This window comes from Aquirufa sp. (assembly GCF_964796385.1).
The window spans coordinates 1-16953 of record NZ_CBAUBA010000044.1; the positions used below are offsets into that span (position 1 = coordinate 1).

The 16953-nt window shown below is 38.3% G+C and carries 9 protein-coding genes; 5 read left to right on the top strand and 4 right to left on the bottom strand.

All coding sequences use genetic code 11. The annotated features are described in order from the left end of the window. Window positions 1-10: 10 nt before the first annotated feature. The 3 genes from AC1W6K_RS10865 to AC1W6K_RS10875 form a co-directional block, all read right to left on the bottom strand. Complete coding sequence (locus tag AC1W6K_RS10865) at window positions 11-1597, bottom strand: SulP family inorganic anion transporter (protein ID WP_481947503.1); 1587 nt, start codon at window positions 1595-1597, stop codon at window positions 11-13. A 221-nt stretch (window positions 1598-1818) separates the two neighbouring features. Next, window positions 1819-5199 (bottom strand): HEAT repeat domain-containing protein, encoded by a 3381-nt coding sequence (locus AC1W6K_RS10870; protein WP_481947504.1) that lies wholly within the window; start codon window positions 5197-5199, stop codon window positions 1819-1821. 8 nt (window positions 5200-5207) lie between these two features. Then, the gene (locus tag AC1W6K_RS10875) at window positions 5208-7613 is read right to left on the bottom strand and encodes a TonB-dependent receptor (protein WP_481947505.1); all 2406 of its coding nucleotides are present in this window, start codon (window positions 7611-7613) and stop codon (window positions 5208-5210) included. Window positions 7614-7746: 133 nt separating this feature from the next. Here AC1W6K_RS10875 and AC1W6K_RS10880 point away from each other — a divergent pair, with 133 nt between their 5' ends. The 3 genes from AC1W6K_RS10880 (at window position 7747) to AC1W6K_RS10890 (ending at window position 12731) form a co-directional block, all read left to right on the top strand. Then, a complete protein-coding gene (locus AC1W6K_RS10880) occupies window positions 7747-9897 on the top strand; it encodes a penicillin acylase family protein (RefSeq protein WP_481947506.1) in 2151 nt (716 codons plus the stop codon). Between the two features lie 111 nt (window positions 9898-10008). Beyond that, window positions 10009-11187 carry a helix-turn-helix domain-containing protein gene (locus AC1W6K_RS10885; protein WP_481947507.1) on the top strand — a complete coding sequence of 393 codons (1179 nt, stop codon included), beginning with the start codon at window positions 10009-10011 and terminating at the stop codon, window positions 11185-11187. A gap of 335 nt (window positions 11188-11522) precedes the next feature. Then, entirely contained in the window at window positions 11523-12731 is a 1209-nt protein-coding gene (locus AC1W6K_RS10890) for a helix-turn-helix domain-containing protein (RefSeq protein ID WP_481947508.1), read from the top strand. Window positions 12732-12801: 70 nt separating this feature from the next. Here AC1W6K_RS10890 and AC1W6K_RS10895 read toward each other — a convergent pair whose 3' ends face one another. Further along, window positions 12802-13107, bottom strand: coding sequence for a four helix bundle protein (locus AC1W6K_RS10895; protein ID WP_481947509.1), 306 nt, complete (start codon window positions 13105-13107; stop codon window positions 12802-12804). A gap of 436 nt (window positions 13108-13543) precedes the next feature. Here AC1W6K_RS10895 and AC1W6K_RS10900 point away from each other — a divergent pair, with 436 nt between their 5' ends. Together AC1W6K_RS10900 and AC1W6K_RS10905 are read left to right on the top strand one after the other, a co-directional pair. Further along, entirely contained in the window at window positions 13544-14263 is a 720-nt protein-coding gene (locus AC1W6K_RS10900; protein WP_481947510.1) for a hypothetical protein, read from the top strand. 21 nt (window positions 14264-14284) lie between these two features. Continuing rightward, on the top strand, window positions 14285-16953 hold a 2669-nt coding region (locus AC1W6K_RS10905; protein ID WP_481947511.1), incomplete at its 3' end, for a hypothetical protein.

The following is a 16953-nucleotide window of genomic DNA, read 5'->3' on the forward strand; positions in this document are numbered from 1 at the left end:
AAAATAGAAACTACTTTATGCGCTTATGTGCAGCCGCTTTATGACTAGAAACGGCTTGATGTTCTTCTAATCCCACAATAGTGACCGTTCCTCCCTCGCGCTCATAATCGTTTTTGAAATGCTCTAAATTTTCCATCACGGAGTGATCAACTAATTGCGTTTTAGATAAATCAATGGTCACTTGGAAAGCAGGTGGAATGGCTTCTAACTTTCGCTTAATACCCAGGAAATTTGTAAATACAGCCGCATCTGAAATCTCAACCAAGTAGGCATCACCTGTAAAGGAAACCTCCGTAGGTGCTTTGAATATGGAACCTAAAGGCTTTCCATTCAAAAGATTAACTAAAACTTCAATTAAAATACCAGCTACAATTCCAACCAGTAAATCCACAGTTAGGGTGAATATAATGGTTACCATAAAGATTAATAACTGCTCTTTGCCTTTTTCAAACGTGCGCATGAACTCTTTGGGATGCGCTAATTTAATCCCAACGGTAATCAACATGGCCGCCAAAGCCGCATTAGGGATCAATTCGATCAAATCAGATGCCATGAGTACACAAATCAGAATGAAAAATCCATGAAAAAAATTAGCCCATCTTGTTTTGGCTCCATTCGTTATATTTGCCGAGGAGCGTGCGACCTCTGAAATCATCGGTAATCCGCCTAAAAAAGCGACTAGCGTGTTCCCGATTCCAATAGCGATTAGGTCTTTATTTGCATTGGATTTACGATTAAATGGATCCAACATATCCATGGCCTTTACGGTTAATAAAGATTCGAGCGAGCCAATGAGCGCAAACATAAGTACATATTTAATAAAGGTTGCCGTTTGTGTAACCCCTTGAAAACTTACATTCAGTTTGATATTGTCTAGTAAATTTCCGACATGAACTAGTGCATATTTGGGTTCAGTTGTTTGAAAATCTAGTAGTAGTTCAGCTGGAATGGCGATCGCTAATACCACCAATGGAGCAGGAATTTTTTTGATGATTTGGTGTTTGATTAATGGCCAACCCGTCATGATAACTAAGCTAATTATACCAATTCCTGTTGACTTGGGATCCCAGTTCAATACAAATTCGGGTATGGATGCAAACAACGCGATTGGGCCTTTCCCTTGGCTTAATGCAGGATTAACATCTAATAAAACCGGAATTTGCTTTCCAATGATGATTAATCCGATAGATGCCAACATGCCATGTATAGCGGCTAAGGGAAAGAAATCCATCAGTTTTCCAAGCTTAAAAACCCCAAAAAGGATTTGAACCAAACCTGCGATCACCATAGCACCTAAAGCTAAGTGCCATCCCGTTTCTCCACCGCCAAATTCATTTACAGCACCTGCGACGATAACAATTAAACCTGCAGCAGGGCCTTTGATAGTCAAGCGTGATCCGGCAAAAAAACTGACGACCATTCCGCCAATGATTGCGGTGATTAAACCCATAATGGGTGGAAACTCTGACGCCTTGGCAATTCCCAGACTTAAGGGTAAGGCCAATAAAAATACAATGAATCCCGAACTTGCATCCTGAATGAAATTTTCTTTTAAGCCCGCAAAACCATCCTTAGGATCTAAATTATGATTTTTCATGGGCAGATATATATGAATAAAGCACTTGAGTTTTGCTGAGTTTCGTACTGAATTTGGATTCACAAAAATACCGTATCCATGTAGATATAAGCTAAGCCCTTTTATATAAAACTTTGTCTAACCTGTCATAAGAATTTTTAATTTAATTAGTTGATATCCCCATAAACAAATATTGCCAAACCGTCTAGGTTTGGCAATGTTTACCATTCAATTACTTTCGACTATTTCAACGAAGTCAAATATTCAACTACATCACGAATCTCTCGCTTACTCAACATCGAGCCCATCGCTGGCATCGATGAAGGATAATTTTCACGTGATTTAATCCGGCTCACCGCGATACGCAACGGCTCCGCCTCACTTGTCTTCAACTGAATTTCCTGATCCGTTTCAGAAATTACAGATCCACTAACTTCTTCTCCATCTGTTAATTTCAAGGAGATCGTTCCATAACCTGGAGCAATCCGTGCACTTGGCTCAATTAATGCTTGCAATAATTGTTCGCGCGTCAACTTACTAGCTATCCCCTTTAACGATGGACCTACATTTCCACCTTCACCACCAGCAATGTGACACCGCACACATTGTGCCGTTTGGTTGCGATTGAAAATAAAATTACCCGCCTGAATGTTTCCACCAAATAAGGCCTCTTTGAACTCATCTGTTAACGTCCCTTTGGTTTTCAATGCATCTAATTGAGCAACCAATTTTTCCTCTTTTGTCGCTTCCACCGCTTCCATTAAGTCTAATTTAATTCCAGCAGGTAATTTACCCTGCAACATGCGCGCAATTAAATCTTGCAATACCTCCGATGTATTCGCGGGATCCATTTTGGCCATACTCTGCAATACTTGTTGCTGTTCAATAACAGTTCCTTTTTCAAAAATTGGTTGCACCACAACAGGCAATTGCGCTTTTGAAATCGCTATCTTATCCAAAGATCCCATCGCTAAACTGCGCACAGAACGATCTGCATCTTCCATTCCCTTTTGAATAAGTAAAGGCAAATTCGTATCCTTTAATCTGATCAAGGACGTCAATTGCCCACCCCGAACTTTCGCAGTTGGATGATTTATAAACAACTGTGTCTGTTCAGCCGCTACATCTTTAATCCCCAATTCGGCTACTAATTGGCCCGTTGCATTCAATACTTCTGTATTCTTACTGCGAATGAATGTGGGAATGATAGGCTGAATCTTAGTAACTACATCTTGTGCATTGCGGTCCAATTTACCACGATGCCGACCATCTACGCGGTCTAATACCGATGGGTCACCCCAGGTACCCAAGGTCGCAATCGCTTCCGCACGCATCGCATCCGGAATGTTAGTGCGCTGTACATAAGCAACTAACAAATCAATTTCTTTCGCTGTTCCCACTCGCAAGCAGGCATTAATCGCCCGACGAATAATTACTTCTGAAGTAATGGAAGCATTATTTAATGTAGCTGCCAAAGCAGGCAAAGCCGCAGGAATAGACAAATCATCATGAATCGCTCGTGCCGCTTCCGCCACAATATACATATCTGAATCACTTAAGAATCGTGCTACCTCTGGACTAGCTAAACGTCTTAACACCAAAACCGCCGCAATGCGCAACGAACGATTCGATGATGTAGCCAAAGCCGCCATCGGCTCCACTTGACCAATCCGACTTAACGCTAACACGGCCGCATGGCGGATGTATACATCCTCATCTTTATTTTGCTCAATCAATTTCAATAAACCCGGAATTGCTGAAGCCGCTTGCGTACGTCCCAATGCCTGAGCTGCAAAGAATTGAACGCGCGGTGAAACGGATCCCAATGCCGCAATAAGCTCTTTTTCGACACCTATATAACGCACATCCCCAATTACCTTCAATACCTGCGCTTGAATTTCTACATCCGAATCTGATAAATAAGGCACTAAATTAGCCGCTATAGCATTGTTTTTGGCTGCCAATTGACCAATCCCCCAAATGCCATGCACACGCGCTAATTGGTTTTCTTTTTGCTCAATCGCCTTCCATAATTCCACAGCCTGCTCACGCGCGACTAATTCAAATTGTGCCTTTTGGCGAACGCGCATATCTTCATAAGCTAATAAACTTGCTAATTGAGCTACGCCAGCCTTGGAATAATCCATCTGAATGTTGGCTTTTGTCGTTGCACGCTCCACTTCCAAATCATTCGATTTTTGGTCCACATCTATCTTCCAAACACGGCCATAATTTTTAATATCCCAGCCCGTAACCCAATCCGCAACGTATAATGCGCCCTCTGGACCAAAACGAATACCTGTAGGTAAAATACCACTCACCACATCAACCTCAGATTTGAAATCAAACGAAGCGCCCTTTGGCTTTAAATCAAACGACCAAATGTGTGAGTTATTCACGTTGCCCACAAATTCAACTAAGAAGAATTTGTTTAACCACTTTTTACCTAACGCAGTACCTGGATTGTAAATCATCCCCGTAGGTCCATTGTGGAAATTCCGAATCGGTGGAATGATGTAGGCTGCTTGCCCTTCCCAACGAGGAATATATAATTTCTCATCCATCCACACTTTGTACAAATTATTCTTTGGATCCGTGTACTTTCCATATTGCCAGTTGGAGCGCCAACCAATATCCGCTCCCTCAACAATATGCACTAATCGCTCGCTTTCACCTGGATGGTCACCATCATTGTCTGAACTAATGATATTTCCATAGTGATCAAATACAAATTCGTGTGTATTTCTAATACCCGAAGCAACAATTTCAAAATCCGTACCGTCTGCATTAGAGCGAACTAAAACACCTGAATTTGGATTAGCCAAATTTCGACCATCTACCGTCGTTATATTAGCGCCAATGTCACCAATCTGCCAATAGATTTTTCCATCAGGACCCTCAATCACACTAGACATCCCATGTCCACCAAAACCAATATGTACCGCAAAACCTGTAGCAATAGATTTAGCATTGGTCCAAAGGCCCTTCTTATGTGTATTGTCTAAGCGCCATAAATCAGGCCCAACGGCCACAAACGCATCATTTTTACGTACGAGTAGGCCACCCGCGACATCCGTAACTTCTTCGTTGAATTGGTTTAAAATGCGCGTTCCCTGATCTGCATAGCCGTCACCATTTTTATCCTCCAACTTCCAGATTTCTTCTTTTTCGACCGTTAAGTCATGCCAATCATGTATGCCGTCTCCATTTAAATCAGGAAGCCATGCATTCTTCTCACTGTTCTCTGGGGCAAATGTCCTACGCAAAAAGGCCCTGCGATCTTCTACCGTTTGAAAGCCAATCGACTCAGTCATCCAATCACGATGCCCACGAATGTCAAATTCAGAAACCTTACCACGATTTGCACTATTTAAATAAACAGCTCCCTGATCATCAATGTCAATGGCTACAGGATCGGGTGCTAAACTGTCCGATGCCCAGCGCGTAATAGTCATTCCAGACGTCAACTTGATGGGTAATTTTTCTTTGGCGGCTTGTGCACGCTCGGCAATTTGATCTTGATCTTCTAAAATGACTTGATAGGTTTGTTTTTCTAATGCGCTTGTACAACCCCAAACTGCGAAAGCCAGTAAACTACCCGCGATAATTTTAGTTTTTTTCATAGCGTTAATTAATTTTCTTCATCCATCATGCTGCGTCGCTGTTTAGCGGCTTGCTTCGTGGTTTTAAATCGGTAATTAAAAGTTAGATTCACTTGGGTCAGTCGGCCTTGAAATCTACCTTTCGTGTAGAATCCTTCACCCATTGTTTCATTCCGATTAATTCGCGAACTAAATAAGTCCAACACGTTTAAACTTAAGGTTCCATTTCCTTTCATAATGTCTCTAGAAGCAGAAAGGTCCATCCACGCAATTTCTCCTCGTGTTCCTTGCGGAGTTTGTTGGGGCGCCTCGTAATTTGCCCGTATTTGAACGTCCACCCCTGAATTTAATTTTATGCGTGATGTATGTCGAACAAACCATGAATATGTATCGCTTTGGTAAGCTGCATTCACGTTTGTCGCATCTGTAATCGCCCTAAATGCATTTAAACTAATATCTGCCTTATAGGCTTTGGCTAAATTCAATGAACTCGTAACTTCAACCCCCATGGATTGTTGGTTCGCAAAATTCTCTGGTAAAGTCCGCGAAAATCCATTCGCATCCACTGAACGGATCCGATCAATTTTACCCGTTGTATTTCGATAATAGATTGAAGAACTAATACTGCCCTGATCAAAATATTTTAAATGGCCCAAATCATAGGAATCCGTAAACTCAGGATTTAAATTGGGGTTACCCGAAAAGAAGTTTCGATTATCCGATAAGGTAACGAAAGGACTAAGGTCGTTGTACGTAGGTCTACGGACCCTACGTGAATATCCTAGTTGCAAGGAATTGTCTTTGGAGATCAAATAATTTACATGGGCACTTGGAAATAGATTCGCATACTTACGCGGATTCTTTTCTTTGGTCTGCAGTAATTCTGTTTGAATATCTGTGTTCTCCCCACGAATACCGACTTGATACGAGAATTGGTTTACTTTATTTCCATATATCGCATAAGCTGCCGTGATGTTTTCTTGGTACACAAATATGTTTTCCAAGCCTGGTATCGTTGTAAATTCTCCCGAAGCTTGTTGTTCGGTAACGATGTAATCATTCGTCATATCACGAAAACTAGTTCGTAAACCCGTTTCGATTTTACCCTCTTTGCCCACCGGATTAGCATAATCTACCTGAAGAATCCACTGCCGTTCATATTCATCATTTAATGCCCTTTGAACCAAACCGTTTTCCGGGAATGCGGAGCCATCACCCTTCTTACTTACCTGGGTATACGTTTGATCCGAACGCTCCCAATAGTCCAAGTAACGCAAGTCGGCAGAAAACTCTTTACCCTTCTTCGCAAAGCTCTTTTTAAATGTTAAAGCATATTCTGCATTTGGCTCAGCTTCCAATTCAACCTGCTGGCGATCCGTAATACTGAATAAATTCAACTTACTCAATTTATAATCTCGGTAATTGAAATCTGAAATACGCTTCACATCTGTCCTTCTGAAGATATATGAACCCGTTAAGATTGTTTTGTCGTTAAAAAAGTAATCCGCTCCGCCGCGAATGTTATTCACCATACCTCGAACGTTATTTTTAGAGGTTTGTTCCAAATAGTTCGTTTGCCCATTGGCATACACTTCCTGATAAATATTACCTCTACCTGGAGTCCTACGATAGAATAACCCATAATTTAAAAAGAAGTTTAATTTATTTTTTCGGTAGTTGACAATCGCCGTCGCACCAAAATTCTCCGGATAACCCGTCGTCGTCTCAATCGCCCCATTAAACCCTTGGTTCTGATTTTTCTTTAGGACAATGTTAATAATACCGGCCATACCCTCTGCTTCATAGCGCGCAGATGGATTTGTGATGACTTCTACTTTATCGATTAGATTACCTTGTAAGGAGCTTAGGCCGGAGGATCCGTTGATGCCCACGAGCGTAGACGGTTTCCCATCAATCAATATACGCACATTATCGCTACCACGTAAACTAATTCCCCCTTCTCCACTGACTTGAATCGAGGGTAGATTACCTAAAATTTCGGCAGCGGTCGCACCTTTATTGGCAATGTCTGTGCCTACATTAAAGATGCGGCGGTCTAATCCCATCTCCATGGATGCTTTTTGGCCTTTAACAGTAACTTCTTCGAGGGTTTTAGAACTGGGCTTTACGTCAATTTTACCCAAGTTGGTGGCTTTATCAATGGATACATTTTCTATTTTTTTTGTTTCAAAACCAATGCTCTCCACGAGTACATCATAAATTCCAACTGGAGTATCAAAAGAAAATAGCCCTTTCTCGTCGGTGATTCCACCCGAAATGACTTGCGTTGTTTTTGATTTTTGAATCCGAATACTTGAAAAAGGAACAGGAGCTTGGGAAGCAGCGTCGATTACATGTCCAGAAATTTTATACCGATTTTGTGCGGGGGAAATAAATGGTAAGACTAGTAAAAACAGGTATAGAAATTTTTTCAAGGTTGGTAGGTTTAAACTTAAATACAAACATAAGTAGACAAGTCGAATTAATTTGCACTAATCTGTAGGTTTATGTTGGAGAATTTCAGGCTTTTGTCGAATTTTCAATAACCTAATTTCAATCAACTACTTTATGAGCAAATACGTACTGAGTTTCTTTTTACTTTCACATCTCCTATTTAGTCAATCTGCAGCCGATCAGGCTCGTTGGAAATCCCAAGCATCTCGCGTCGAAATCTTCCGCGATACCTACGGCGTGCCCCACATTTATGGCAAATCAGATGCGGATGCGGTGTTTGGTCTACTGTATGCACAATGTGAAGATGATTTTTCACGTGTCGAAATGAATTATATTGAGAAGTTGGGGCGCATGGCTGAAGTTAAAGGCGAGTCACAAGTAGCGAATGACTTGTATATACGTTTGATTATCGATGCGGAGGAGGCGAAAGCGGATTATGCCCAAAGTCCGGTTTGGTTAAAGTCCTTGTTACAAGCCTATGCTGATGGGATCAATTACTATTTATATAAAAATCCGAAGGTGAAGCCTGCCTTATTGACTCATTTTGAGCCTTGGTTCCCTTTATTGTGGACGGATGGATCGATTGGGGCCATATCCACTGGAGATGTGCAAGCTGAGGAGGCCGCTAAATTCTATCAAATTCGTTCTTCAGTCGCTTTTAAACAAGTCAAACCACATGGACCTGATGAAAAATTGATGGGATCGAATGGGTTTGCGGTTGGCCCTACCCTATCAAAAAGTGGTCATTCGCTCCTATACATTAATCCACACGTTACGTTTTATTTTCGGCCAGAGGTTCATATGAATAGTGAAGCGGGAATGAACGTTTATGGAGCTGTTACGTGGGGACAGTTTTTTATCTATCAAGGATTTAACCCTTATGGTGGTTGGATGCATACATCAAGTGAGGTGGATGTGGCTGATTTGTATGCAGAGACGACACGTGTTCATGGTACAGGTTATCAATATCAACTAGACGGCCGCTGGTTGGACATCAAAGAAAAGCAAATCTCATTGCGTGTGAAAGGCGAATCTAATCCACGTATTGTAAAGGCATTTTATACCCATCGAGGTGCTGTGATGGCTTCGCGGGATGGCCGCTGGATTTCAGTACGCTCCTTTAACCGATCATTAAAAAGTTTGGAGCAGAGCTGGTTGCGCACGAAAACGAAGGGACTTGCTGATTATACGAAGGTGATGGAGATGCGAGCTAATACATCGAATAATACGGTTTATGCCGACAATCAAGGCAATATTGCGTACTGGCATGGCAACTATGTTCCGCGGCGGGATCCTGCTGTGGATTGGGGTTTGGTACAAGATGGAAGTAAATCGTCTAATGATTGGAAAGGATTACATGCTTTAAACGAAATTGTTCAGGTGGTGAATCCGGAGACCGCTTGGATCCAGAATTGCAATTCGACCCCATTTACAGTGTCGGGTACCTCGAGTCCCAAGCGGGCTAATTTCCCGGTTTATATGGCACCTGATGGTGAAAACTTTCGAGATAAAAATGCGGTGCGTTTATTTAGTGAGGCGCAGCGATTGGATTTACATGAGCTCATCAAATTAGGTTATGACCGAAATTTAGCTGCATTTCAAGTTTTGCTTCCAGCCCTTATGCGTGATTTTGATGCGCAACCGGTGGAGGCATTACGTCCATTAGTGGATACCTTACGGCATTGGGATTATCAGGCACGGAGTTCATCGATTGCTCAAGCTTTAGCTGTTCGTTGGGGATTAAAATTGTTACCTAAAATCCCGAAGCCTTTCGTCTTTGGTGGCCAAACGGATCCAGTACAAAATTTTACAAACTACGCTGCGAATCATCGTCCTACTGAAACTATGGAGGCATTGCAGGCTGTATATGCGGATGTTATGCGGGATTTCGGTCGGTGGAATGTCACCTGGGGAGAAATGAATCGTTTTCAGCGTATCGCCAACATGCCCGTTTTTGATGATGCCAAACCTAGTATTGCGGTTCCTTTTACGTCTTCAGCGTGGGGACAGCTCCCTTCGTACACGAGTAGGCCTTTTCAGGGGTCTAAAAAATGGTATGGTGTGAATGGGAATTCTTTTGTGTGTGCGGTTGAGTTTGGCTCGAAAGTGAAGGCATATTCGTTGTTGGCCGGCGGCCAACAAGGCGATCCGACCTCACCTCACTTTTTTGATCAGTCGCAAGATTATGCGGATGGTAAGTTTAAGGAGGTTTTATTTTATAAATCGGATGTGATGAAGCATGTGGAAAGAAAATATAGACCTTAAATCAAATTTCATATATTCATTTACAAAAAGAGTGCAAATGAATTGGGCTCAGATTGAGCTAATTGCAATAAAGAGTATTTTATTTATGATACTTATTGCTTTTTATTCTCCATGATTTATCTATTAGTTACCCTAGGATTTGTAATTTCAGTTGTAATCTTTATCTATCGAGATGAAAAATATGGAGCTAATTTTTACCTTTCATTATTTCTTTTTTGTAATACCGTTTATTCATTAACGTCATTTAGTTTATTTACCCCTGATTTTCGCTGGTTTGTTGCAATGGTTCAACCCTATGTAATACTATTTAATATGTCCGCTGGACCTTTTATGTATTTATATTTTCTTCGGTTGTTCAACACTGATTTTCAATTTAAAAAGATTCACCTTTTACATTTTTTACCGGCTGTTTTATTCTTTATAAATGGGTCTAGCTATATTTTTGTAGATCCGGTTTTTAAAAGTAATCTGATAAAGAATTTTTTAATAGATCCGGGGATTGGGATAAATCTTCCTACTTTATTTTTACCATTTTATGCACATGTGGTTTTTCGATTTCTTCAAACCTCTACTTATTTGGTTTTGTGTATGGTTTTATTTTTGCGTTTTAATAATTCAAAGGCGTTTCAAATTTCATCAGGCGAGTCTAACACAATTAACTTTTTACATGTATTTCTATTTGCATTCACAGGTCACTTTGTGATGTCTATTTTTATTGGTATAAGATTCAATCCTGCATTTGATATTTATTTCAATGAAATCATAACTTTAGATGCTTTGGTTTTAACCTCAAGGTATTTTTTTGCTTTTTTTATACTTTCAACTTTATTTAATCCTAAGGTTATTTTTCAAAAGTTTTTTGTTTTACAATTGGTCAAAAAAAACCACTTGCGAGATAAAATTTTTCCAAATGAAAGTAGCGGAGAGGGAATTTTGAAATATGATATACCGAATATCGAAAATCTTTTTATCGATATTCTTGATCGTAAAGTATATTTAGAGCCAGGATTTTCGATGACTAATTTATCTGAAATGCTAAAAATTCCAGTTCACCAGGTTTCTTATTTTATCAAGGTTACTTACGGAACTTCCTTTAATGATTGGAAAAATGGATTACGCGTTAATCATGCCATTGAATTAATTGAATCTGGTAGAGCGAATGTATTGACCTTGGAATCAATATCTATTGAATGCGGGTATCGCTCGCGGGCAAATTTCATTGATGCCTTTAAAAAAATGAGGAATAAAACTCCCTCTGAGTATTTAGCTGAGTGTCGAAAGCTTTCATAAGTATTTAAATCTTTTTTACGTGACTAGTTGGGTAGGTTTTGTTCAATGAACCCCCAAAATTATTTTTTTTAAGTGTACTAACACGTATAACATGTTATACTGTTATAACATATTTTTTCAATTCGTTGATTTTGCGGTTATTTCAAGCCCTTTTCGTACCCAATTTTTATTTTGGTACTTCTGTTTTGACTCATTTTCCAATTTCAAGTCAAAACAAACGCGAGCTAATCCACATGTAACGCTCGAATTTACTTTGATTTGCACAGACAAAACCCAAACATACGCACTTTAATACTTCAGTACTTTATTTCTTGTTCTATAAATAATATTTTGTCATGTTTGAAATTGTATCCGTTTTTGGTTTATTGGTGTTTGTGGTCGTTACCATTAACATTACTTCATCTAATCGTGAAAACATCTATTTAAGCCTATTTTATCTTTCAATTAGTATTTTTGCTATCACTTTTAATTTTCCTTTTTTTGAAAATCGTCCAGAATTTTTAAGCTTATTAGTTCCTAGTGTATTTCCACTTTATTGGGTAACATTCCCACTAATATATTTATACGTTAAAAATTCTTTGCAGCCAAATAGTTCACCAATTTTTACATGGAAGGATTTGCTCCATTTCATTCCAGTTCTCATTACCTGCATAAATTTTATTCCTCATTTTCTATTGTCCCATGAGGAAAAATTGCATTTCGTTCAACAAATTATCTTAAACAATCGCGATCTAGTCTACACCAAAACACTACTTTTTTCAGCTAAGTATACGTATTTTATAAGACCCCTCTTCAGTTTATGCTATTGTTTAGCAGCGGCAAATATTTTTTTTAAGTATAAAAAGGAGTTGAAGTTTAAAAATAAAATTGAGCAAAATCGCACCAAAATTTCTTGGTTTTCAATTCTAGTCTTTTTTACCATCACAAACACGTTTTTCTCAACTATTTTAACTTTTTATGCTTGGGTGAATGTTCAAAATATTGATTCAACGGATAGTTTTAAATACGCGTTGTATTTTCCCACATTCTTTTCATTGATAGCGAGTGTTCTTATTTTCTTTTTTCCAAGTGTTATTTATGTTAATTACAAGCGTAGATCACCACTGAAGGAATTTAGACCTGAAAGGCTAGTTATAAATGATCAATCTATTTCATCGGTACTGATGCAATCCTCGGATCCAGATAACTTCAATGCTGTTATATCGAATAAGTTGGTTGAGTATTTTAATGATAAGCCTTTTTTGCAGCCTGGATTTACCTTGTCAACCATTTCTCGGGATACAGATATTCCATATCATCAATTGACTATTTATTTTAATAATTACTTGGGTAAAAATTTTAATGATTGGAAAAATGACGCTCGGATTGAGCATGCGATGAGTTTAATTAGTCAAGGTCAGGCTCAAAACTTGACATTAGAATCTATTGCATATTCCTGCGGTTTTTTATCGCGTTCGAATTTTATTAACTCATTTAAAAAGAAAGCGGGGCTTAATCCATCTGAATATCTGAGAAGTATTCCTCAGGAATCTATTTCTGTTTAGAGATTAGAGAGTAGAGAGTAGAGAGTAGAGAGTAGAGAGTAGAGAGTAGAGAGTAGAGAGTAGAGAGTGCCTATTTTGTTGCTGCTTTATTTATAGTTAGTAGTGTGGAGCCTAGTAATCTAAGAAGCTCGTCTACATCTTTCAATAATACAAATGTTTCCTGGGTGGTTAAAAACTGGCTTGCTTCTAAAAGCTTTAACCAATATTCTGTTTCCTTAGCTTCTTTGTAAGCCAAAGATATTTTAAACTTAAAGTCATTTTTAGAGTACCCACCAATGGCCTCAGCCACATTGGCACCTATCGAGGTGCCTGATCTTAAAATTTGTTTGCTTACTATGTATTCATTTTTATTGGTAATTAAATGCTTGTAAATCAAGATGATTTATTTTTAAAGCAAAATCAAAAGATTTGGATTCTGTAATTGACTTAGATTTCATCGGGGTTATTTTTTCCAATATTAACCAAAAGTCAAATTTTAATATGCGCAAAAACTGATATTTAAAATAGATTATAAGTTTACTCTCTACTCTCTACTCTCTACTCTCTACTCTCTTTGTACCTCCATTCAATAACTCCAAGTACATTCATTCTGAACTATCTAAACAAATGAGGCTTTGTGTACTAAAATTTCATTTCAGTCCTAAAAAAGCCTGTATGGTAATGTATTGGCTTTTTTTAACCAGGTATGTTTGTAGAGTTAATTTACTACAAAGTTAAAAATTACTTCAACACGAATTTAGTTGAGCTAGGCATAAAGTCTAGAATTTACTTTAACTCTTTAGTGATTGTTCTAAATCTTATCTGAAAAAATTATGAAAAATTTAATCAATTCTTTTAAGTACTATTCGGTCTCGTTTTGCTTAGTTATTAGCTCTTTGGGCGCTGTGATTGAAGTGAATGCGCAAACTTATAATCTGTCTGTTGGCACAAACGTATCAACTTACTTGTATAAAAACTCAGAGGGTGCCACGATTGATTTTCTAAAAAGAGGTTCTGGATCCCATTTTAAATTGGGTTCTGAGTTCCAGTTACTTGATACAACTAACAATCAAGGGGCTACAAGTAGAATGGCCATTTTTTTTTCACAAAGACAATGGCTTGCTCGTCCCTTAACACGAATAAAATTTGATGTGCAAGTTGAGACGAATCAGATTAATGCAGTAGGGGACCAACAAGGAATAGCTTTTTCATACCAAACAAATTTTGTTGGCATGTCGGGTGGTTTTGGATACCACTCTCCTACTTACAAAAATTGGTCTGCTTTATTGAAGGGTCGATTTGCTGTTCATAAACTCATTCAAGGAAATCAAGCGTTAGGTAATGCTTTTCTAGACCTTACAAAAGATGACCAGTTTTCTCGATTACAGTTTTTTGCTGGTTTGGAAGCTCAGCTCCAAAAAAAGTTGAATGATCGATTGTATGCTTTTTTGTCTTACCAACAAATGAGCACGATGCATCCGGAAATATCCGGAAAACCTACGCTTAATTTCCAAACAAGTACCATCAGTTTTGGTATTAAAATTTTAAAATAATTGCTTTCAAGTTCTGAAATCATGAAAAAACTATTACTCGGATTCTTCTTTTTAACTCTATCCTATTTATCTTTTGGGCAATCAAAGGGGTTAAATTATCAAGCTGTAATCATGGATCCCAAACCTATTGAGATACCGGGATCACCTATGACAGGCCAGCCATTAAAAAATGGAAAGGTTTTTATGCGGTTTTGTGTTTTGTCAAAAGCAGGTAAAGTTGACTATGTTGAATATCACAACGTTACTACGGACGAGTTTGGATTAATTAATTTAACGATTGGTTCGGGTAATAGTGAATCTCAAAGTGGTTTATCTACAAATTCCACAAGTGTTACTTATCGGACTTTTGAAGCTATTAAATGGGATTCTGAATTAAGAAAGCTTTCTGTCGATCTTAGCTTCGATTCAGGTAAAAATTTCAGTAACGTAAGTGTTCAACCATTTAATTATTCAGCTTATTCGCTTTATTCTGAGGCAGTTGATTATAAAAATGTGCGTGAGTCACCTACCGAGTTATCCTTTTTTAAAAATGATGTGGGATTTTTAGTGCCGCCCGATTTAGATCCAGTCAAAACTAAAATTGAGCAAAATCAAAGAGAGGTAACTTCAAAATTTTTGATTGTTAACCAGTCTTTGGATGAAAACTCGAAAAAAATAAATGAAATATCAACTAGTATTTTAAGCCAAGGTGATAAAATTGAAGAACAGAGCAATCGAATTAATTCAAACCACGCAATTGTTACGAATGAGATTGCCAAGACAAATGTTGAAGTATTGAATACAAAATCTAAAATAGAACAAATGTTTCCTGCTTATGAGAATAACGGAAATAAATCAAACAGTATTCAAAATGATCGATCAAGTACAATTAAATATCCATCAGTAAAAGCTGTTAAGGATTATGTTGATCAAGCGACTTTAGGTATTGCCTTGCAAGCTTCCGTTGATGCTAAAGAAGAAAAACAAAATAAGTCGACAAATATTAAATCAGATAACAACCCTAGAGTTAATTATCCAACTGTCGATGCTGTAAAGACTTTTGTTTTGGAATCTGCACTAAGTATTGATACGAAATTGATTATTGATGGCAAGGAAAATGTGGCTAATAAATCCTCTAATGTGGTTAATGATGCTAATTCGGAGGATAAATATCCAACTGTCAAAGCCATCAAAAAATATGTGGATGAAACTACTTTGGGGAAAAATTTGGCTGATCAAATTACCAGTAAAGAGGAGAAATCTAATAAATCAGTTGAGATAAGGGCTGATGAATCCAACCCAAATTTATTTCCTACGGTTTTAGCTGTTAAAAAATTCGTTGCCGACGCAACCATAAATGCGTTGACCGTTGAAAAGCAGTCCATAGGTCTTAACGGATCTGTTATTTCGTTGACCGGTGGAGGAAATCCGTCAAGTGTGACTTTACCCACAGCTTCGTCAGATGCATCGGGTTTGATTCGGCTGAAGGGTGATTTGGCTGGTACTTCAGACGCTCCAACCGTTCCAGGCTTATTAAGTAAAGAGAATTCTTCGAACAAGACTGACATAATTAAAGCAGATGAAAATAATTCAGCTTTATATCCCTCTGTTTTGGCGGTAAAAAAATTCGTAGCTGATGCAACGATAAATGCATTAACCGTTGAGAAGCAGTCTATTGGTCTTAATGGAACAGTTATTTCATTGGATGGTGGTGAGAAGCCAACAAGTATTACGTTACCAAGTGCATCAAATGTTGCATCGGGTTTGGTCAAGCTGGCAGGTGATTTAACTGGATCAGCAGATGCTCCTTTGGTCAAAAATGATGCGATTACGACAGATAAAATTCTGAATGGGAATGTGACTGATGCGAAAATTGCGGGAATGGCATCTTCAAAACTAACTGGTCAAGTAAGTATTTCAAACGGTGGTACAGGTGCTTCTACTAAATTAGATGCGCGCACGAATTTAGATATTAACAATGTTGACAATACGTCTGATGCTTTGAAGCCGGTCAGTAATGCCACAAAAATTGAGTTGGACACGAAAGAAAAGATTTCTAACAAGTCTTTAAATGTTTTAGAAGATGCTGGTTCAGATGATAAATATCCTTCTGTTAAGGCTGTCAAAAAATTTGTAGAGGAAACAACTTTGAGTAAATCGTTATCTGAGGAAATTAACAATAAAGAAAATCTAAGTAACAAATCGAAAGATCTAAACGCTGATAAATTGTCAGATACGAAGTACCCTACTGTGAAGTCGGTGTACGATGAAATTGATCATGAGAAAAAGCGTGCTATTGGACGTGAGAATGGTATAGGTGATGAGGTTTCAGCAGAAAGAAGACGCTCTATTGATAAGGATTCAGAGCATGAAAAGTCAATTGCCGACAATAAGAAATCTAGCGATGAGAAAGAAGCTGTTTTGGATAAGTTTATTACTGATAATAAATCAGCCCAGGATACAAAAAATCAAGCTTTAGATAAGTCTATTGCAGATAATAAATCGATGGCTGATGCCAAAGATTTAGCGCTAGATAAAGCGATCAATGATAATAAGTCGGCACAGGATACAAAAAATGCATCCATAGATAAGTCAATAACTGACAACAAGAAAGCTGGAGATGATAAAGATGCGCTTACGGATTTAGCTATTCAAAAAAATAAGGATGATCAAGGCTTGGTTAACGCGTCACTTGATTCAAAAATTTCAAA

Coding starts and splice junctions, on each gene's coding strand:
- AC1W6K_RS10865 (WP_481947503.1), bottom strand. CDS start 1,597: ATGAAAAATCATAATTTAGATCCTAAGGATGGTTTTGCGGGCTTAAAA.
- AC1W6K_RS10870 (WP_481947504.1), bottom strand. CDS start 5,199: ATGAAAAAAACTAAAATTATCGCGGGTAGTTTACTGGCTTTCGCAGTT.
- AC1W6K_RS10880 (WP_481947506.1), top strand. CDS start 7,747: ATGAGCAAATACGTACTGAGTTTCTTTTTACTTTCACATCTCCTATTT.
- AC1W6K_RS10885 (WP_481947507.1), top strand. CDS start 10,009: ATGATTTATCTATTAGTTACCCTAGGATTTGTAATTTCAGTTGTAATC.
- AC1W6K_RS10890 (WP_481947508.1), top strand. CDS start 11,523: ATGTTTGAAATTGTATCCGTTTTTGGTTTATTGGTGTTTGTGGTCGTT.
- AC1W6K_RS10900 (WP_481947510.1), top strand. CDS start 13,544: ATGAAAAATTTAATCAATTCTTTTAAGTACTATTCGGTCTCGTTTTGC.